Consider the following 18,871-nt stretch of genomic DNA (forward strand, 5'->3'; position numbering starts at 1 on the left):
CAACCATCACCTGAGGTCACGGGCCATCAAGCAATGGCTCGAACCCCAGGCCTGAAAACTTTCCAGCGCCGTCCATCCGCGCGCAGCGTAGTAGTCTCGGCGGTCGTGGGTGTGCAGATACAAGCGCTCAACGCCTTGCGCTTGCGCTGTTGCACAAATCCTTGCCACCAACTCTGCCGCCAGGCCACGCCCGCGCGCATGGGGCGCCACATAAACACACGCCAACCACGGCCCGAGATCTGCACGCTGCTGCAAATCATTCGTCGCCAATGCAGCGCTGCCCAGCAACTGCCCGTGCTCATGGGCAATCAGGGTCAGCCAGTCGCCATTGATCTGGCCATCGGCAAACTCGGCCTGCCACTCGTTCAGGCTCTGCCCGGCATATTCATAGCTGAATTGCTCATACAACCACTGCGCCAGTCGATCGCTGTGCTGCATATGACTGACAAGCCAGTCCATCTCAATCATCGGTACGCCTTACACATGTCGGTTCCTGCTTTAAAAGCCCTGCCTGAGTGATCGTTGTATAGGCCGTGCAGGAACTTGATATTATTGATTGCGGGCTATGACAGCACAGGGCCACTATAGTTAGACTATAGGCTTACCACCCCGCGTAAAGTCCGCCGGCTAATTCTGTTCGGTGAAGTAGAGTGTAAATGCAGTCACTGAGTGATTTTGCGGTGCTCGATAGCGCCAACGATGACCCGCTAAGCAGTATGGTCCGTCTTCTTCGCCAACAGCTCGGGCTTAAGTCCGCACTGATATCGGTGGGCAAAGGCGCCCAACTGATATCCCGCGCGCTCGACGGAGCCCCTGTCAGCACTGCTTTGCTGCTCAATAGCCTGACCTCCTCCCTGAACACCACCGACAGCATTTTAACCGTTACAGATGCGCAGTCTGATGCCCGTATAAACCGTGCAGCGCTCGCCGAGTCACCTTCGCTGAGATTCATTGCGGCCTGCCCGCTGCGTGCGGTTGAAGGTGAGTTACTCGGGGTCCTGTGTTTGCTGCACGACGAGCCTTGTGTTCTGGATGCGGCGCAACATGCCAGCCTGCTGGTCGTCGCCCGCTTTGCGGCGCAGTTTCTTGAGCAAGAAGCGCAAACCGCCCGCCAAGCGCAGGAACTTGAGGCGCTGCGCGACAGTGAGCGGCGCATGGCGCTGGCCATTTCCGGCAGCGGAACCGGTGTTTGGGACCGCAATGTGCTCAGCGGCGAGATTTACTATTCGAGCGGCTGGAAAGCATTGCTCGGCTATGCCGACCATGAAATCGGCAACCGCATCGAAGAAAGCTACACCCGCGTGCACCCGGATGACCTGGCCTATGTTAAAGCGACCATAGCCGATCACCTGCAACATCGCACCGGTGAGTACGAAGTTGAGCACCGGATACGCTGCAAAGATGGCAGCTACAAGTGGGTATGCAGCCGTGGCAAGGTGGTCGAACGTAATGCGGCAGGTGAATCACTGCGCATGGTCGGCACAACGACCGACATCACTTCGAAACGAGAGCTGAGTGACCAGTCGCGTAAAACTGCCAATCTGCTCACGGATCTCACCGATGAAATTCCGGGAATGGCATTCCAGTTTCAACGCAGCGCCGACGGCGACCTGCGGTTTACCTACGTCAGCGCGGGTAGCTACGAGCTGTTCGGTATAACCCCTGAACAACTGCTGAGCGATCCGCACGCCTTGCGCAGCACGATTCACCCACAGGATCTGGCGGGATACCTGCACTCCTTCGACAGCACCACGCGAGATCTCACGCCTTGGCACTATGAATACCGCGTGCTGATTCCCGGCCGCGGGGTGGGCTGGCGCCAAGGCGATGCACGGCCCAAGCAAATGCCGGACGGCAGCGTGCTGTGGCACGGGTTCATTGCCGATATCAGCCCTCACAAGAGCATCGAGGCTGAACTGCAGGTCTTTGCCACCACCGACTCACTCACCCAGCTTTCAAACCGGCGTTGGTTTCTGGTGCAGCTGGAAGCCGAGCTCAACAACGTGCAACGCAAAGCCGAGCACGGCGCCGCCCTGCTGATGCTGGACCTGGATCACTTCAAAAAGATCAACGATCAGTGGGGCCATACCGTGGGCGATCAGGTGTTGCGCCATTTCGCCAAACTGCTGCGCGCCCAACTGCGTATCTCGGACACAGCTGGCAGGCTTGGCGGGGAAGAGTTTGCTGTGGTGCTCAGCAATGCCGATACCCCAAAAGCCGCCAAGTTCGCCGAGCGCCTGCAAGAGGAGCTGAAAAGCGCACCTCTGATCCACGACGGGCAAGCGATTCACATAACCGTAAGTGTCGGTATCGCAGCGATCACACCGTCAGACGATAAAGTCGAAGTTTCGCTGTCGCGCAGCGATATCGCGCTGTATCGCGCCAAGCGCAATGGCCGTGACCGTATTGAGTGCTACGACTAACCCATAGCTGTTTGCGCAGCAGACCGCAGCTGCCCGCTTCAACAAAAAAGGCGCCTCAAGGGGCGCCTTTTGCACATCAACGAAGCCTGCTTACTGTTAGTAGTAAGCATTTTCCTTGTTGCTGTGGTCGGTCACGTCACGCACACCTTTAAGCTCGGGGATACGCTCCAGCAGGGTTTTCTCGATGCCTTCTTTGAGCGTCAGGTCAGCTTGACCACAGCCCTGGCAGCCGCCACCGAACTGCAGAACCGCGATGCCTTCGTCAACGACGTCAATCAGGCTGACCTGACCGCCGTGGCTGGCAAGCCCCGGGTTGATCTCGGTTTGCAGGTAATAGTTGATGCGCTCGTTGAGCGGGCTGTCTTCGTTAACCATCGGCACCTTGGCATTTGGTGCCTTGATGGTTAGCTGGCCGCCCATACGATCCGTGGCGTAATCAACCACGGCATCTTCCAGAAATGGCTCGCTGACAGCGTCGATCCACGCAGTGAACGAGGCCAGGCCAATTGCAGTGTCTTCAGGCTTTTGCTCGCCCGGCTTGCAATAGGCAATGCAGGTTTCGGCGTATTGCGTACCCGGTTGGGTAATAAACACCCGAATACCTATGCCGTCAGTGCTCTGCTTGCTCAGCAGGTCAGCCAGATAATCGTGTGCCGCATCAGTAATAGTAATAGTGCTCATGGCAACTCCTCACAAACATGCATCCAGTGTACGCCAACCTGCCTTGCGGGATAAAGCCCGAGTAAAAAAGTCAGGTTAATTTCAGTGTAACAATCGCGGGGGCACGCTCTCTATCAACCGGATATCCAATTCGAGAAAACGTGTATGAAAAAGGCCCTTTCGTCGCTGCTAGCAGTGCTGGCCATGGGTTCAGCCGCCTATTCTGCTGCCGCGGTGCATTACAGCAGCGGCGAAACCAGCACTGCGCTGCTTGAAGTCTACACCTCTGAAGGCTGTAGCTCATGCCCGCCAGCAGAGGCGTGGCTGAGTCAGCTGGTTGATGAGCCGGGACTGTGGCGCGATTTTATACCGCTGGCGTTCCATGTCGATTACTGGGATCAGCTCGGCTGGGCAGACCGCTTCGCCAATCCAGCGTACAGCGCGCGCCAGCGCGGTTATGCGCAAATCGGCAGTGCCCGTGCGGTTTACACGCCAGGCTTCATGCTCGCCGGACAGGAGTGGCGTGGCTGGTTCGAGAACAAGTCCCTGCCTGCCACAAAAGGCCAGGCTGTTGGGGTGCTGGATCTGAAGCTGGATAAAGATAACGTCGAGTTGTCGTTTAAACCGCAAGCCGCCGCACCAAAAGACATGATCGCGTATGTCGCGCGCCTGGGCTTTGATCTCGACAGCAAAGTGGTTCGCGGCGAGAACGCCGGCAAACTACTGCACCATGATTTTGTTGTGTTGTCGCTGCAGCAGGTGGCGGCCAAACAGCCGCTGAACTGGTCGACACGCTTGTACCCCAATGAGCAAGGTAAGCGTCAGGCGATTGTTGCGTGGATCAATCAGCCAGGGCAGTTGCAGCCTTATCAGGCAGTGGCCGGCTGGATTAAAAGGTAAATATGCTTGGTTGCAATTGAGCCGGAGGATGGAATCCGCAACGCGGCTTCCGTCATAGCGCACTAACCATTGCGCGCGATCTGCTCTAGATTGATCTGACGCTCAAATAAGCGCCCTTCACCATCACGCCGTTGCCAATGAATCGTACAGAGCTGGTTGAATTCTCCCACTGAATTCAACCAGCCCCGCGCCCTGCTCCTACAAGTTCTTGTACCTGTTCATATCAAGCACCCCGGCCTCTTTCGGCTGGGTCTCTCTGATGTAGGCCGTGAGGTCGTGGAAGTAATCCCAGAAGTGCGGATTGGTGCGGCGTATTCCCCACTGTTTAACCACGTTTTTCTCGAACTCTTGCTGGGTTTTCACATGTTCCAGAGCGCTGACAAACACCGGTACATCGCTCGCCTTGACGTTGAAAATGAAGTTCGGATAACTGCTCAAGACACCCGGATAAACGGTCAGCGTGTCCAAGCCTTCCTGATAGCGCAGCTCTTCGCCCAGCATGAAGGCGACGTTGCTGTGCCTACGGTTGCGCAGCAGGCTGTAAACCACGCGCTGGCCGTCGGCTTGTTCGACACGGATCATGCTCGCCTCGGGCAACTGATCAATGACCTTCAGTGCCGCCGCAGGCTTGTTGGTCAGCCGTGACAAGGCCTGTTCTGCCCACTGGAATTCAGCAGAAACATCCGGCCGCGAGCAATGCGCACCGTCGCACCGGTTAATCGGGTCGGGGCTAGCGTTGAGGCTGTCATAACGCGTCAGCAACTGGCTCACAAAGTCGGCTTTAGGCTTGGCAGGATCCAGATTGAGTGCGGTCAGGGTATCGGTATCGATGCCTTCATAATCAAGCCACAACTTGATCTTGCCGCTGTTCTGGTACCAGTCGTGAAGGATGGCTTCACGGTTGTCCGCCGGCATCAAACGCAGAAAGTTCTGTTCAGCGCCGTTGCGGATCAGGTCGAAGTACAGGCGGGTCTGTGCTTGATGCGAGACGTTGCCATACACGTCAAAATTGACCACCAGTTGGTAATAGGTCCGCTCAAGCAGCGGATAGTCCATCCACCACAGCGTTTGCGGCACCTCGCCTATCAGGCCTTTGCGCACCGATGCGCTGTTGTGCTGGCGGAATACGCTGAGCAAGGCATTCTCGTTGCCGGCCCAGATATGCGCCCAACTAGGATTCGGTGCATCGGCGTAGCTGTCCAGTCGCAGTTCTTCATATTCATTGCGCTTGGCCAGGTAATTGCGCCACAGACCTGCCATGTCGCCGATGTTATCGAACTGCCCCGGCAATGCCAGCAATGGCGTAGCCTGCTCGCGATACTCCTGGTCGGTGATGTACAAGTCGTGTTGCGGGTCCTGGAACACCACCCAGAAATTATCGCGAATCACATCAGTGGCAATCTGCCCGCGACAAACCGGGCCACGGATGAATGTGCGCACGAAATATTCAGCGTTGTCGAGCATGAACTGGTAACGCGCATCGGCCGGAAGATCAGCAAAGGTGTCAAATGGGTTGGAGCGGTGCAGCCCACCATAGCCTGGCATGTTAGTGACCTTCCAGTCACCGCCGAGAAACTGCTCTTTAACCCGCGCCAGCTTCTGCGGATTCAGGCTCAGGGTTATGTGTGTCTTGTGCACGATAACGTCCTGCACCACCGCCAAGCGGTAATACACCTTGGTGCCAGGGTCGTCATTGGGTCGGCGGGTCGCGATAATGTCGATCGGCTGACCGCTCGGCGTGCGTGAACGCACCAACTGGAAGAAATGACCGCCCTCAGCACCGTTGAAATACAGGTGCGCCAGATAGGTGTGTTCATACAGCCAGCGCGAGACCAGTTGCTCGCGGTCTCCCTCGGCATTCAAGAACGCTTCCCACTGCTCGGCCTGCTGCTGCTCGGCTGCGCTGGCCTTTAGGGGTTGTTGATCTACTGGCGCCCCTGCCTCCAACCACGCCTGCAGGGTTTTGTAGTCGGCATCGCTCAAGCCGGTAACGGCGAACGGCATGCCAACGCCGGGAAACTTGGTGGCAAAATCAGCGAAATCGCCCGGAGCCGGACACTGATTCTTGCGTTCGATACTGATATCGAGGTCGTCCGGCAGCTTACTGTTGGCCTGCAGAGGCTTGGCATGCCCGAGTTCGAGCATGCGCGACATGAGCGCGGCTTGACTGCCGTTCTTGTCCAGCACTGAAAAGAAATCGCGATCACGCCATTCGGCAACGCTATGAGCGTCATAAAACAGACGACTGGTCGGCTCGGCCTTCTTTCGCCCGCCATCATAAACCGGCACCTTGTTGGCGCCGCGTTCGGCCCCTTCGCCGCTGCCCAAGTTGAGCTGGCAGGGTGAGTCGTAACAGGCGTGGCAGGCCACACAGCTGTGGGTGAAAATCGGTTGGATGTCTTCGGTGTAGGAGATCGTCTGCGCCGCCAGTAACGGGCTGATGAACGATAAACAAGCACTAAGCAGTGTGCGAGCCTGCATATTTCTTTTCCTTGAATAGCGGACGCACCGATTCTAGCGCCTTATAAGGCGCGAGGGCCAATTCGCCAACATGAGCAGAATTCATGCAAAAGTCATTGCGCTGTAAATCGGCGCAACTTTGCTATCATGGCGCCTCTTTTGTTTTGGCTTTTCTCAGGTAGCTCTCGATGTCCTTGTCTGATTCCAACGCCCGCATTAACGCTCTCAAGCTTGCGCTGCAAGAACGCATTCTGGTTCTTGATGGTGGCATGGGCACCATGATCCAGAGCTACAAGCTCGAGGAAGAGGATTATCGCGGTGAGCGTTTTGCCGATTGGGGGCAGGATGTTAAGGGCAACAATGACCTGTTGATCCTCAGCCGCCCGGATGTGATCGGTGCTATCGAGAAAGCGTATCTGGATGCCGGCGCCGACATTCTGGAAACCAACACCTTTAACGCCACCCGCGTCTCCCAGGCCGATTACGGCATGGAAGAGCTGGTGTATGAACTGAATTTTGAAGGGGCGCGTCTGGCCAGGCAGGTAGCTGATGCCAAGACCCTTGAGACGCCGGATCGTCCGCGTTTCGTTGCCGGCGTACTCGGCCCAACCAGCCGCACCTGCTCGATTTCACCGGACGTCAACAATCCCGGTTACCGTAACGTCACCTTCGACGAGTTGGTCGAAAACTACGTGGAAGCCACCCGCGCGCTGATTGAAGGCGGCGCGGACATGATCCTGATCGAAACTATCTTCGACACACTCAACGCCAAGGCGGCCATTTTTGCCGTGCAGGAAGTGTTCGAGCAGATGAGCATTGAGCTGCCGATCATGATCTCAGGCACCATCACCGACGCCTCTGGCCGCACACTTTCGGGCCAGACCACGGAAGCGTTCTGGAACTCGGTGCGCCACGCCAAACCCATTTCTGTCGGCCTTAACTGCGCACTCGGTGCAAAAGACCTGCGCCCCTACCTCGAAGAGCTATCCAATAAGGCTGAAACCCACGTTTCGGCGCACCCCAACGCGGGCCTGCCGAACGCCTTCGGTGAGTACGATGAGACCCCGGCTGAAATGGCGGCAGTGGTTGAAGAATTCGCTGCGGCGGGTTTCCTGAATATTGTTGGTGGCTGCTGCGGTACCACGCCAGGCCACATTCAGGCCATTGCTGAGGCGGTGAGCAAGTACCCGCCGCGCCCGCTGCCGGACATCCCTAAGGCCTGTCGCCTGTCGGGCCTTGAGCCGTTCACCATCGACCGTAACTCGCTGTTCGTTAACGTCGGTGAGCGCACCAACATCACCGGTTCGGCCAAGTTTGCCCGCCTGATCCGTGAAGATAACTACACCGAAGCCCTCGAAGTTGCCCTGCAACAGGTTGAAGCCGGGGCTCAGGTGATTGATATCAACATGGACGAAGGCATGCTCGATTCGAAGAAGGCGATGGTCACCTTCCTCAATCTGATTGCCGGCGAGCCGGATATCTCGCGCGTGCCGATCATGATCGACTCGTCGAAATGGGACGTTATCGAAGCTGGCCTCAAGTGTATTCAGGGCAAGGGCATCGTTAACTCGATCTCGATGAAAGAAGGCGTTGAGCAGTTCAAGCAGCACGCCAAGCTGTGCAAACGCTATGGCGCCGCAGTTGTGGTAATGGCCTTCGACGAAGACGGCCAGGCTGATACGCAGGCGCGCAAGGAAGAAATCTGCAAACGCTCCTACGATATTCTGGTTGATGAAGTCGGCTTCCCGCCGGAAGACATCATCTTCGACCCGAACATCTTCGCCATTGCCACCGGCATCGAAGAGCACAACAACTACGCGGTCGACTTCATCAACGCCTGCGCTTATATCCGCGACAACCTGCCCTACGCGCTGACGTCGGGCGGCGTGTCCAACGTGTCGTTCTCCTTCCGTGGCAACAACCCGGTGCGTGAAGCCATTCACTCGGTGTTCCTGTTCTACGCGATCCAGAATGGCCTGACCATGGGTATCGTCAACGCTGGCCAGTTGGAGATCTACGATCAGATCCCGAAAGAGCTGCGCGACGCTGTTGAAGACGTTGTGCTCAACCGCACCGCCAACGGCACCGACGCTCTGCTGGCGCTGGCCGACCAATATAAAGGTGATGGCAGCGTAAAAGAGGCCGAGACCGAAGAGTGGCGTAGCTTTGCTGTGCAACAGCGCCTTGAGCACGCACTGGTAAAAGGCATCACCGCGTTCATCGTCGAAGACACCGAAGAATTCCGCCAGCAGTGTGCGCGCCCGATCGAAGTCATCGAAGGCCCGCTGATGAGCGGCATGAACATCGTCGGCGATCTGTTCGGCTCGGGCAAAATGTTCCTGCCACAGGTGGTTAAGTCGGCCCGTGTAATGAAGCAGGCCGTTGCGCACCTGATCCCGTTCATCGAAGCGGAAAAAGGCGACAAGCCAGAAGCCAAGGGCAAGATTCTGATGGCCACGGTTAAAGGCGACGTGCACGACATCGGCAAGAACATTGTCGGCGTGGTCCTCGGCTGTAACGGCTACGACATTGTCGATTTGGGCGTGATGGTGCCGGCCGAGAAAATCCTGCAAACCGCGATTGCCGAGAAGTGCGACATTATCGGTTTGTCCGGCTTGATCACGCCGTCGCTCGACGAAATGGTCCACGTTGCCCGTGAAATGCAGCGCCAGGGCTTTACCCTGCCGTTGATGATCGGCGGCGCAACCACCTCCAAAGCGCACACCGCGGTGAAGATCGAGCCGAAGTATCAGAACGACGCCGTGGTTTACGTCACCGACGCCTCGCGCGCAGTGGGTGTGGCCACTCAGTTGTTGTCCAAGGAGTTAAAAGCCGCGTTCGTCCAGAACACCCGCGACGACTACGCCATTGTGCGTGAGCGCACCGCCAATCGCAGTGCGCGCACCGAGCGTTTGAGCTACAGCGAGGCCGTGGCCAAGAAACCGCAGTTCGACTGGGCCAGCTACCAGCCAACCGTGCCGACCTTCACCGGGGTCAAGGTACTTGAAGACATCGACCTGTCGGTATTGGCTGAATTCATCGACTGGACGCCGTTCTTCATCTCGTGGGATCTGGCCGGTAAATACCCGCGCATCCTCACCGATGAAGTGGTGGGCGAAGCCGCGACCACGCTGTTTGCCGATGCCCAGGAAATGCTCAAGAAACTGATCGACGAGAAACTCATCAGCGCTCGCGCCGTGCTTGGCTTCTGGCCAGCCAATCAGGTGGCCGATGACGACCTTGAACTGTATGGCGATGACGGCCAGCCATTAGCCAAACTGCATCACCTGCGCCAGCAGACCATCAAGCCCGACGGCAAGCCAAACATGTCACTGGCAGACTTTGTCGCGCCAAAAGAATCTGGCGTTACCGACTACATTGGCGGGTTCATTACCACCGCCGGTATCGGCGCCGAAGAAGTGGCCAAGGCTTATCAGGACGCGGGCGACGACTACAACTCGATCATGGTCAAGGCACTCGCAGACCGCCTCGCCGAGGCTTGCGCCGAGTGGCTGCACCAGCAAGTGCGCACGAACTACTGGGGCTATGACCCGGAAGAGCAGTTGAGCAACGAAGACCTGATCAAAGAAGCCTATAAAGGCATCCGCCCTGCTCCTGGCTATCCGGCGTGCCCGGATCACACCGAGAAAGGCACCCTGTTCGACCTGCTCAACGATAACCAGCAAAGCGGCGTGTTCCTCACCGAACATTATGCGATGTTCCCGGCCGCTTCGGTCAGTGGCTGGTACTTCGCCCACCCACAGGCGCAGTACTTTGCTGTCGGCAAAATCGACAAAGACCAAGTCGACAGCTACACCGCACGCAAGCAGCAGGATCTGGCCGTAACCGAGCGCTGGTTAGCGCCGAACCTTGGTTATGACAACTAAGACCCGCTGAGAAGTGATGCGCTGTCAGCCCGCAATATGGCCGACAGCGCAGGCCACGGCCGCTGTTCTGCAGCGGCCGTTTATCAACTTCAGATTGCAGTGATGCGCCGGGCCTGATATCTGTATATGCAAACAGTACCTGGCAATCTCATGCGCCCCACGCTCGACCCCGAATTCTATTACCTGTCGAACTTCCACCAAGCCCTGAACTGGCTGCAGACGCGCTACGCTGATCTGCTGCTCACGGCTGAAAGCGAGTTCATAGACGACTTCTTTGATCAGCCACTGGCCGCACAAGCGCTGCTGGTGCGGATGATCATGCGCAAGGGCGAGCACTTTCGCGCCAGTAAACTTAACTACAACGAAATCGGCGACACGCTCGCAGCCGCCCGTCCATTGCTGGCCAAAGGCTGGATCACTGATGCTGCAGAGATGGACATCGACACGCTGAGCAATCTGCTGCGCAAAGATGAAATCTTCCAACACCTCGATACCGGCCCCTGCCGCAAAACAGCCGCAAAAACCGAACTGCTCGAATATCTGCAGGCCAATTACCCGCATTCCAGCCCGTTCAAAAACTGGTGCCCGACACTTGCCGATGCCGTTTTCAGCCTGACCATCAGTGAGATGTGCGACCGCTTCCGCCTGATGTTCTTCGGCAATCTGCATCAGGACTGGACCGAGTTCGTGCTCGCCGATCTGGGTATATTCCGCTACGAGCCCGTTGAGCTGACGCCAGACTCACGGGCGTTCCGCCAGCGCAGCGATGTCGATGCGTATCTGCACCTGAGCCATTGCCGCGAGCAGTTCGATGCCGGCCTGCCTGTGGCTGAAGTACTGGCATTGATTCACCAGCAGCCGTACGACAATGCCTTTTTGCTGGCCCGCCGCGACAAGCTCAGTTACCGGCTGGCGCAGCAACTGGAACGCGAAAGCGACTGGGCTGGCGCGCTGGCTGTGTATCGCCAGTGCCACTATCCAGGCGCACGGTTGCGCCATATCCGCGTACTTGAGCGCCTGGAGCAAAGAGCGGCGGCACATGAGCTTGCCTTGCTCGCCAGCGCCGCGCCGGAGTCCGCCGCCGAGGCGCAGAACGTCGAACGCATTCTCACCCGCCTCAACCGCCAACTCGGCCTGCCCAAAGCCTGCAAGCCCACGACTGCGCCGGTCAACCGGATCGACCTGACTCTGCCCAAGCCTGACTCAGGCAGTGTCGAAACCGCTGTACTTGAGCACTTCAGCAGCGCGGATGCGCCAGTTTTCTATGTGGAGAACGGGCTCATCAGCAGCCTGTTCGGGCTGCTCTGCTGGGAAGCGGTGTTTGCGCCAGTCAGTGGCGCATTCTTTCATCCATTCCACAGTGCGCCGGTTGATCTGCACAGCCCGGACTTCTATACACGGCGCCAGGCGCTGTTCGATGAGTCCATTGGCCTGCTGGACTCCGATGCTTACATCGAGAAAATTCAGCGCACCTTCGCCGATAAGCTCAACACCCAGTCGCCTTTCGTGTTCTGGGGGCTTCTCGATCAAGCACTGCTCACAAACGCTCTGCTGTGCCTGCCGACCGAACACCTTCGCGCGTGGTTCAGGCGCATGCTGCAAGACATTAAAGCCAATCGCGCGGGCATGCCTGATCTCATTCAGTTCTGGCCCAAGGAGCGGCGTTACCGGATGATCGAAGTCAAAGGGCCGGGTGATCGCTTGCAGGACAACCAAATCCGCTGGCTGAGCTTTTGCAGTGAGCATGGCATGCCGGTGGATGTCTGTTATGTGCAATGGGCCGCTGCGTGACATATCAGGTCGCCGTGCGCGCGCTGTGCGAGTTCACCGCCAAGGAAGGTGATCTCGACCTGCGTTTCACGCCCTCGCCCACCGCGCAGGAAGGCATGACCGGCCACGCCGTCGTCGTTGCCCGTCGTGGGGCTTATTATCAGGCGGAATTGCCGCTGAGCGGCGAGTATCCCGGCCTGCGCGTGCGCGGCCGCGCTGATGGCTATGACCCGGAAGAACATCGCCTCGAAGAGATCAAGACGCACCGCGGCGATATCAGCCGTATACCGGAAAACCATCGCCTGCTGCACTGGGCGCAAGCCAAGGTTTATGCCTGGCTGTTGTGTCAGGAGCGCGGCTTCGAGTCGATCAATATCGCGGTGGTGTATTACAACGTGCTCACCCAGCACGAAACCGCGTTTCACCTGCATTGCAGCCGTGAGGAACTGCGCGACTTCTTTGAGTTGCAGTGCCGGCGCTTTATTGTCTGGGCCGAATACGAGGCGGCGCACCGCATTGAACGCGACAAGGCCTTGCAGGAGCTGAAATTCCCGCATGCGCAATTTCGCGCAGGCCAGCGCCAGCTTGCCGAGTCCGTGTATCGCGCCGCACGTGACGGCCACGCGCTCATGGCGCAAGCCACCACCGGCATCGGTAAAACCCTGGGCACGCTGTTCCCGCAGCTCAAGGCATTCGCCGAGAAAAATATCGACCGGCTGTTCTTTCTCACTGCGAAAACTCCGGGCCGCCGCCTGGCCCTGGATGCGCTGGAAACATTGCGCAGCCAACAGACCGACATGCCCTTGCGTGTGCTTGAGCATGTCGCCCGCGACAAAGCCTGCGAGCATCCGGATAAATCCTGCCATGGTGAATCCTGCCCGCTGGCTAAAGGCTTTTATGATCGCCTGCCTGCGGCGCGCAAGGCCGCTCTGGATGGCCAATGGCTCAATCAGCAGCGCGTGTGGGAAGTGGCGCGAGCGCACCAGATATGCCCCTATTACCTGAGTCAGGAATTATGCCGCTGGGCGGACGTGGTGGTCGGCGATTACAACTATTACTTCGACATGGGCGGCCTGCTGCATCACCTGACACTGCTCAATGAATGGCGGGTAACGCTGCTGATTGACGAGGCGCACAACCTGATTGAACGCGCGCGCGGCATGTACACCGCCGAGCTGGATCAGGGCCACTTCAACCTGCTGCGCCGTACAGCGCCGCCGTCATTGAAAGGCCCGTTGGCGCGGGTAGCGCGGCACTGGCAGCAACTGCATGATGATCAGGAGCAGGCCTATCAGGTGTATCCGCTGGCACCTGAGTTATTCCTGATGGCCCTGCAAAAAGCCGTCAGTTCACTCACCGATCACCTCACCGCCAACCCCACCGGCAACGACGGCCAACTGCTCGAGTTCTACCTTGACGCCATGCTGTTCTGCCGCTTGGCCGAAGCATTCGGCCCGCACTCGTTGTTCGACATCAGCCGCGACGAAAGCAAGGGCGTATCGACCCTGTGCATTCGCAACATCGTCCCGGCGCCTTTCCTGGCGCCACGTTTTTCAGCCGCACACAGCAGCACCCTGTTCTCGGCCACACTCAGCCCGGCCAATTACTATGCAGACCTGCTCGGTTTGCCCGCTGAAACACCCTGGATAGACGTTGAGTCGCCGTTTCTTGCCGAGCAATTGCAGGTTCAGGCCATCAGTAACCTCAGCACCCGCTACGCGCACCGGCCCAGTTCATTGGCACCAATTGCCCAGCTGATCGCGACCCAGTTCAATCAGCGCCCCGGCAATTACATGGCGTTTTTCAGCAGCTACGACTACCTGCAACATGCCGTGCGCGCACTCAAGTCGGCGCACCCGGACATTCCCGTGTGGCAACAGTCGCGCAAGATGGACGAATTCGAACGACAGGGATTTCTCGACCGCTTCACCCACAGCAGCCAGGGCATTGGCTTTGCCGTACTGGGCGGCGCATTTGGTGAAGGGATTGATTTGCCAGGCGACCGGCTGATCGGGGCATTCATTGCCACACTTGGCCAACCGCAGATCAACCCGATCAATGAGCAGATTCGTGACCGCATGGAATCCATGTTCGGCCGGGGGTTTGACTACACCTACCTGTACCCCGGCATGCAAAAGGTCGTGCAGGCCGCTGGCCGGGTGATCCGGACCCAACAAGACACCGGCGTGGTCTATTTGATTGATGACCGTTTCAATCAACCGGCCATTCGCAAACTGTTACCGACCTGGTGGCAGGTGCAACGTCATCGTCTGCCACCCAAGCCTGCCCCGCTAATGCTGTTGCCTGTTACACCGCTATCTGCGGATGACTAGCACGGGCACTTAGCCTGCAACAGGCTGAACGTCAGCCAGATACGGTTTGGCCAGCTCCAGGCCGCCAGCACCGTTGTGACGTAAACACGCCAAGACCTTGATCCACGGTACATCGGTAATACGCAATTCAGACGTCGGCATAACCCGCACCGCACCAGCCGAACAACCCGCCGGCCCGCCGTCCGGAATGAACACCGAAGACCAATATTCGTCAGACTCCAGCACCAGACAAAACTGCCAGCCGTCCCCCTCAACCAGCAGTGCAACCTGTGCAGCGCCCGCATCTTCAATGCCGGCGAAACGCACCAACGTGTCCTGGATCAGCCGGTAGCCAGGGATTTTTTCCAGCAAGTGATCTTCAATCGATTGCAGCCAGTTTTTGGCCATATCGGTTGTGGCCAGCAACCCTGCCAGAAAACAGATCAATACCAGCACCAAACACGCTGCAAGGGTGAACAGGGTGATACCGGCAACCGCGTGCTGCTCGAATACCGGCAGTAGCTTGTGAATCGGCCCCTGTAATAAATGAATGGCTTTCTCGATCAATAAGCCGATTAACAGCAGCGGCAGAATAAACAACAAACCACCCAATGCTGTGGTCTTGATGAACTTCAGCATGACTTCCCCTTAGTCGCGTAAACGCTTCATTTGCGGGAAGATTAGACCAATCGCAGACTGCATGTAGGTTGGATTTTCGTAGAAATTGCCCGGGCAAAGGCGAGACTACTTGGGCGCGGCGGCGGACGTATGCAATCACCGGATAAAATTGTTCAGCCCACCCGACTCAGGCGCTAATCGTGCTTTGTATAAGTTTAAAACGTACCCTGATTAGCTAGACTACGACGCTATAACCTTGGCTCAGGATATTCAAATGGCAGCTTTTCGCGGTTTACTCGTGCTGATTTTCGTGTCCATTTTCGGCTACGCCGCAGTAGTCACGCAGAAACACGGTTCAGACTTTATGCCGATATTTTTCGGCGACATGGCAGCGCTGACCTGGCCCGGCCAGTTCAACTTCGATTTCATGTGCCTGCTGTTCCTTTCCGCCCTTTGGGTGGCCTGGCGCAATAAGTTCTCGCCTGTAGGCCTGATGCTGGGGCTTTGCGCATTTTTTGGCGGCGGATTGTTCTTATCCGCTTACCTGCTGACTATCAGCCTGCGCTGTAAAGGCGACATGCGCGCCATGCTGCTGGGTAAACATCTGCACGCCAGTTGAACCCGTTACGGATTCAACTCAACCGCGCTTCGCATCGATCCAGCGTATAACTTGCTCGTTGAATTGCGCGGGCAACTTGCGCGATACCCGCCGCGACAGATCAAGCAGGGTTTGCTGGGCCAATGCATCTTCCATGCGCTTCTGCGCAGTGAGCATCACTGCATGAATCGAGCACGTCCCTTCTAACGCCCAGTCTGGCGTGTTGCCATCGAACACGGCGCAACGGCCTCTGACTTCGCGGCATTCAAAGATCGACTTAGCGCCGTCCACCGCCCTCACCACATCCAGCACGGTTATTTCATCTGCCGGTCGAGCCAGGCTGAATCCACCGCGCACCCCTTCTGTCGCCACGACCAGATTGGCTTTGGCGAGCTTGGTGAACACTTTGGCTAATAACTCCTGCGGCACGCCTTGCAGCTCGGCAAGCGTGCGCACGCTGGAGTCACGCGTATCGCCTTTGTCATCCACCAGAAATAACAGGCAATGCAACCCGTACTCAACACCTGCGCTGTATAAAGCCACGTTAATCTCCGACTATTTCAATCGTACTATTATCAATCCACAACCTTATATCTGCAAGAAAATCGCATAAGAACTGACAAAATAGCCAGAAAAATCCTCATACCGCTCATCAGAGAAATATTTACATGAAATAACTACGACCGATATAGTCGTAGTTATTGGCGACGCAGCACACGTTGGCCTATCAGCATTACCACCCATATGCATTGGGCTTATTACTTGGCGACAGCCCAATTTTTTCTGCAAAAGGAACATGACATGCAACAGACAATTCTCGTGGTCGGCACTGGTTTTTCCGGAATGTGGAGCGCGCTCAGCGCCGCTCGACTGCTGGATATTCACGGCAAGACAAACATTGATGTCGTGGTGCTTTCGCCCCAGCCAGAATTGCGAATCCGCCCGCGCTTCTATGAGCCGCAGGTGCACACGATGATGGCGCCGCTGGATGAATTGTTTTCTGCAGTCGGGGTCAAGTTCATCAAAGGCGTGGCGCAACAGATAGACCGCGACGCCAGACAAGTGAACTATGTCGATGAAGCCGGCGAGGTTAAGTCACAAGCTTATGACCGGCTGATTCTGGCGACCGGCAGCAAGGTCGCGCGCCCCAACTTGCCCGGTATCGAACACGCCTTTGATGTCGACGAAATCGAGCATGCCAGCGCCCTGCAAGCGCACATCAAATCACTGGCCGAGCGCCCCGCTACACCGGCGCGCAATACTGTGGTAATCGCAGGCGGCGGATTCACCGGCATCGAAACGGCGGCCGAATTGCCGGCCATGCTGCGTGAGGCGCTCGGCAACGACACACCGGTGAATGTGGTGGTGGTTGATCGTGGCAACGAGATTGGCGGCGCAATGGGCGATGGTCCACGTCATCTGATCGCCGAAGCTTCTGCCGAGCTTGGTGTTGAGTGGCGCTTGAACAACAGTGTCGCAGCGATTGATGCAAACGGTGTCACCCTCACGGATGGCCAGCGCATAGAAGCCAATACGGTGGTTTGGACTGCCGGTGTTAAAGCCAGCTCGCTCACCGCGCAAATTCCGGCTGAGCAAGACCGCAATGGCCGCCTGCATGTTGAGCGAGACTTGCAAGTGATTGGCCACAACGAAATCTTTGCGACGGGCGACGTGGCGTACGCGCCGGTCGATGAGGCGGGTAATTACGCACTGATGACCTGCCAACATGCTATTTCGCTGGGTCGTCATGCTGGCAACAATGCTGCAGCAAGCCTGCTCGGCATCGCCCCGGTAACGTATAGCCAGCCCAAGTATGTAACCTGCCTCGACCTCGGCACGTGGGGCGCGGTTTACACCGAAGGCTGGGAGCGTGAAGTGAAGCTGGTAAAGGATGAGGCAAAAAGCCTGAAGAAAACCATCAACAGCGAGTGGATCTATCCGCCTGTTGCCAACCGTGCTGAAGCGCTGGCTGCTGCCGACCCGCTTATCCCGGTTGTGGCTTAAGCCGCCACCAGGCTAATCAGGGTGATTTCCGCCGGAGCGCCCAAGCGTTTCGGCGGCCCCCAATAACCTGTGCCGCGACTGGTATACACCCATAAATTGCCGAGCTTGTTCAGGCCGGCGGTAAAGGGTTGTTGCAGCGGCACAAACCAGTTCCAAGGTAAGAACTGGCCGCCATGAGTATGACCGGAGAGCTGCAAGTCGAAGCCAGCCTTCTGTGCGGCAACGGCCGAGCGCGGTTGATGGGCCAGCAAGACTTTCGGCAAATGCACAGGCGCACCAATCAGTGCAGCGTGCGGGTCACTGCGATGATGCTCGCCGAAGTGATGCCCTGAATAGTCGCTGACACCCGCCAACAACAGCCGCGAATTGTCGTGCTGGATGACACAGTGCTGATTGTGCAAAACGTTCACACCCAAACGGCGCAGCTCAGCAATCCAGGCATCCGCACCGGAATAATATTCGTGGTTGCCGGTCACAAAGTAACTGCCATACACCGAGCGCAAATCCCTGAGCCCTTCGGTATGTTCGGCCAACTCGGTTACAGAGCCATCGACCAGATCGCCGGTTATCGCAACGACATGCGCATCGAGGGTGTTGACGCGCTCGATGATGCGCTGCAAAAACTCGCGTTTGATGGTCGGGCCAACGTGAATATCACTGATCTGCGCGATGCGAAAACCGACCAAAGCGGGCGGCAGATTGCTGATTGGCACCTGCACATGAACCGTGCCCGGAGTGCGCCGCGCATTGTAATAACCCACCAGCGTGAGCAGCAGGCTTACCCCAACCACCAACACGGCGGTGGTGTGAAATAGCCATAGGTAAGTATCAACACCCACAAACCACCACAGACTCAGCAACAGCGCATCGCGCAGCAGCGTCAGAATCAGCATGGACGAGAAGCACCCCATCGCCAGCAGCCCGGCCCAGGCCAGAACCGAAGCGCTGCGCTTGGAGAGTTTTCCGGCCAGAAATGGCACCAGCAAAGACAGGGGAATCAGCAAGGTGGAGAGCGCAAGCAGCACAATCAGCGCTGCATTGCAGGCAAGGCTCAATTGCAAACCCGGAATCAATCGCCAGCCCATATACGCATGTAGCAGGCCGACAATGCTGAAGACCACAACAACGGTGATAACTGGAGGACGTTTACGCGAAACCGGCGCAGCCTTGGCTGCTCGTGCCTCTTCGCCGGGTGACTCTGTTGCTGTGGTCATTGATTTATCCTGAAACGACGCAACT

13 protein-coding genes are annotated in these 18,871 nt (G+C 57.4%); 7 read left to right on the forward strand and 6 right to left on the reverse strand.

Annotated features, from left to right (window positions below):
* Positions 1-6: 6 nt before the first annotated feature.
* Positions 7-468, reverse strand: a complete 462-nt coding sequence (locus tag BM395_RS11810) for a GNAT family N-acetyltransferase (protein WP_090512058.1) — start codon at positions 466-468, stop codon at positions 7-9.
* A gap of 188 nt (positions 469-656) precedes the next feature.
* Here BM395_RS11810 and BM395_RS11815 point away from each other — a divergent pair, with 188 nt between their 5' ends.
* Entirely contained in the window at positions 657-2,423 is a 1,767-nt protein-coding gene (locus BM395_RS11815; RefSeq protein WP_244528980.1) for a sensor domain-containing diguanylate cyclase, read from the forward strand.
* Positions 2,424-2,519: 96 nt separating this feature from the next.
* Here the strand turns inward: BM395_RS11815 and nfuA are convergent, their stop codons facing one another.
* Complete coding sequence (gene nfuA / locus BM395_RS11820) at positions 2,520-3,104, reverse strand: Fe-S biogenesis protein NfuA (RefSeq protein ID WP_069900234.1); 585 nt, start codon at positions 3,102-3,104, stop codon at positions 2,520-2,522.
* Positions 3,105-3,248: 144 nt separating this feature from the next.
* Between nfuA and BM395_RS11825 the strand changes: the two genes are divergently transcribed.
* The gene (locus BM395_RS11825) at positions 3,249-3,983 is read left to right on the forward strand and encodes a DUF1223 domain-containing protein (protein ID WP_090512061.1); all 735 of its coding nucleotides are present in this window, start codon (positions 3,249-3,251) and stop codon (positions 3,981-3,983) included.
* Between the two features lie 198 nt (positions 3,984-4,181).
* Here the strand turns inward: BM395_RS11825 and BM395_RS11830 are convergent, their stop codons facing one another.
* Positions 4,182-6,464 (reverse strand): fatty acid cis/trans isomerase, encoded by a 2,283-nt coding sequence (locus BM395_RS11830; RefSeq protein ID WP_090512064.1) that lies wholly within the window; start codon positions 6,462-6,464, stop codon positions 4,182-4,184.
* A 167-nt stretch (positions 6,465-6,631) separates the two neighbouring features.
* Between BM395_RS11830 and metH the strand changes: the two genes are divergently transcribed.
* The 3 genes from metH to BM395_RS11845 all read left to right on the forward strand — a co-directional run bounded on the left by metH (position 6,632) and on the right by BM395_RS11845 (position 14,433).
* Complete coding sequence (gene metH / locus BM395_RS11835) at positions 6,632-10,330, forward strand: methionine synthase (protein ID WP_170860588.1); 3,699 nt, start codon at positions 6,632-6,634, stop codon at positions 10,328-10,330.
* A gap of 126 nt (positions 10,331-10,456) precedes the next feature.
* Entirely contained in the window at positions 10,457-12,121 is a 1,665-nt protein-coding gene (locus BM395_RS11840) for a VRR-NUC domain-containing protein (protein WP_090512068.1), read from the forward strand.
* Positions 12,106-14,433 carry an ATP-dependent DNA helicase gene (locus BM395_RS11845; protein WP_425287606.1) on the forward strand — a complete coding sequence of 776 codons (2,328 nt, stop codon included), beginning with the start codon at positions 12,106-12,108 and terminating at the stop codon, positions 14,431-14,433. The genes BM395_RS11840 and BM395_RS11845 overlap by 16 nt, the downstream gene beginning before the upstream one ends.
* 9 nt (positions 14,434-14,442) lie before the next feature.
* On the opposite strand, the gene BM395_RS11850 is transcribed toward BM395_RS11845, so the two are convergent.
* Complete coding sequence (locus BM395_RS11850; protein WP_090512070.1) at positions 14,443-15,051, reverse strand: hypothetical protein; 609 nt, start codon at positions 15,049-15,051, stop codon at positions 14,443-14,445.
* Between the two features lie 253 nt (positions 15,052-15,304).
* Between BM395_RS11850 and BM395_RS11855 the strand changes: the two genes are divergently transcribed.
* On the forward strand, positions 15,305-15,649 hold the full coding sequence (locus BM395_RS11855; RefSeq protein WP_090512073.1) for a hypothetical protein: 345 nt from the start codon (positions 15,305-15,307) through the stop codon (positions 15,647-15,649).
* An 18-nt stretch (positions 15,650-15,667) separates the two neighbouring features.
* Here the strand turns inward: BM395_RS11855 and BM395_RS11860 are convergent, their stop codons facing one another.
* The gene (locus tag BM395_RS11860) at positions 15,668-16,171 is read right to left on the reverse strand and encodes an RrF2 family transcriptional regulator (protein WP_069900229.1); all 504 of its coding nucleotides are present in this window, start codon (positions 16,169-16,171) and stop codon (positions 15,668-15,670) included.
* Positions 16,172-16,429: 258 nt separating this feature from the next.
* Between BM395_RS11860 and BM395_RS11865 the strand changes: the two genes are divergently transcribed.
* Positions 16,430-17,632, forward strand: coding sequence for an NAD(P)/FAD-dependent oxidoreductase (locus BM395_RS11865; RefSeq protein WP_090512074.1), 1,203 nt, complete (start codon positions 16,430-16,432; stop codon positions 17,630-17,632).
* Here the strand turns inward: BM395_RS11865 and BM395_RS11870 are convergent.
* The gene (locus BM395_RS11870; protein ID WP_090512077.1) at positions 17,629-18,846 is read right to left on the reverse strand and encodes a metallophosphoesterase; all 1,218 of its coding nucleotides are present in this window, start codon (positions 18,844-18,846) and stop codon (positions 17,629-17,631) included. The two genes, BM395_RS11865 and BM395_RS11870, sit on opposite strands and share 4 nt — an antisense overlap.
* Positions 18,847-18,871 lie beyond the last annotated feature (25 nt).

Origin of the sequence: Pseudomonas marincola (genome assembly GCF_900116605.1) — a bacterium.
Taxonomy (GTDB): Bacteria; Pseudomonadota; Gammaproteobacteria; order Pseudomonadales; family Pseudomonadaceae; genus Aquipseudomonas; species Aquipseudomonas marincola.

What these genes read in the sequence shown, in the direction of transcription:
- BM395_RS11810 (WP_090512058.1), bottom strand. Translation starts at nt 468, where the DNA reads ATGATTGAGATGGACTGGCTTGTCAGTCATATGCAGCACAGCGATCGA.
- BM395_RS11815 (WP_244528980.1), top strand. Translation starts at nt 657, where the DNA reads ATGCAGTCACTGAGTGATTTTGCGGTGCTCGATAGCGCCAACGATGAC.
- nfuA (WP_069900234.1), bottom strand. Translation starts at nt 3,104, where the DNA reads ATGAGCACTATTACTATTACTGATGCGGCACACGATTATCTGGCTGAC.
- BM395_RS11825 (WP_090512061.1), top strand. Translation starts at nt 3,249, where the DNA reads ATGAAAAAGGCCCTTTCGTCGCTGCTAGCAGTGCTGGCCATGGGTTCA.
- BM395_RS11830 (WP_090512064.1), bottom strand. Translation starts at nt 6,464, where the DNA reads ATGCAGGCTCGCACACTGCTTAGTGCTTGTTTATCGTTCATCAGCCCG.
- metH (WP_170860588.1), top strand. Translation starts at nt 6,632, where the DNA reads ATGTCCTTGTCTGATTCCAACGCCCGCATTAACGCTCTCAAGCTTGCG.
- BM395_RS11840 (WP_090512068.1), top strand. Translation starts at nt 10,457, where the DNA reads ATGCAAACAGTACCTGGCAATCTCATGCGCCCCACGCTCGACCCCGAA.
- BM395_RS11845 (WP_425287606.1), top strand. Translation starts at nt 12,106, where the DNA reads ATGGGCCGCTGCGTGACATATCAGGTCGCCGTGCGCGCGCTGTGCGAG.
- BM395_RS11850 (WP_090512070.1), bottom strand. Translation starts at nt 15,051, where the DNA reads ATGCTGAAGTTCATCAAGACCACAGCATTGGGTGGTTTGTTGTTTATT.
- BM395_RS11855 (WP_090512073.1), top strand. Translation starts at nt 15,305, where the DNA reads ATGGCAGCTTTTCGCGGTTTACTCGTGCTGATTTTCGTGTCCATTTTC.
- BM395_RS11865 (WP_090512074.1), top strand. Translation starts at nt 16,430, where the DNA reads ATGCAACAGACAATTCTCGTGGTCGGCACTGGTTTTTCCGGAATGTGG.
- BM395_RS11870 (WP_090512077.1), bottom strand. Translation starts at nt 18,846, where the DNA reads ATGACCACAGCAACAGAGTCACCCGGCGAAGAGGCACGAGCAGCCAAG.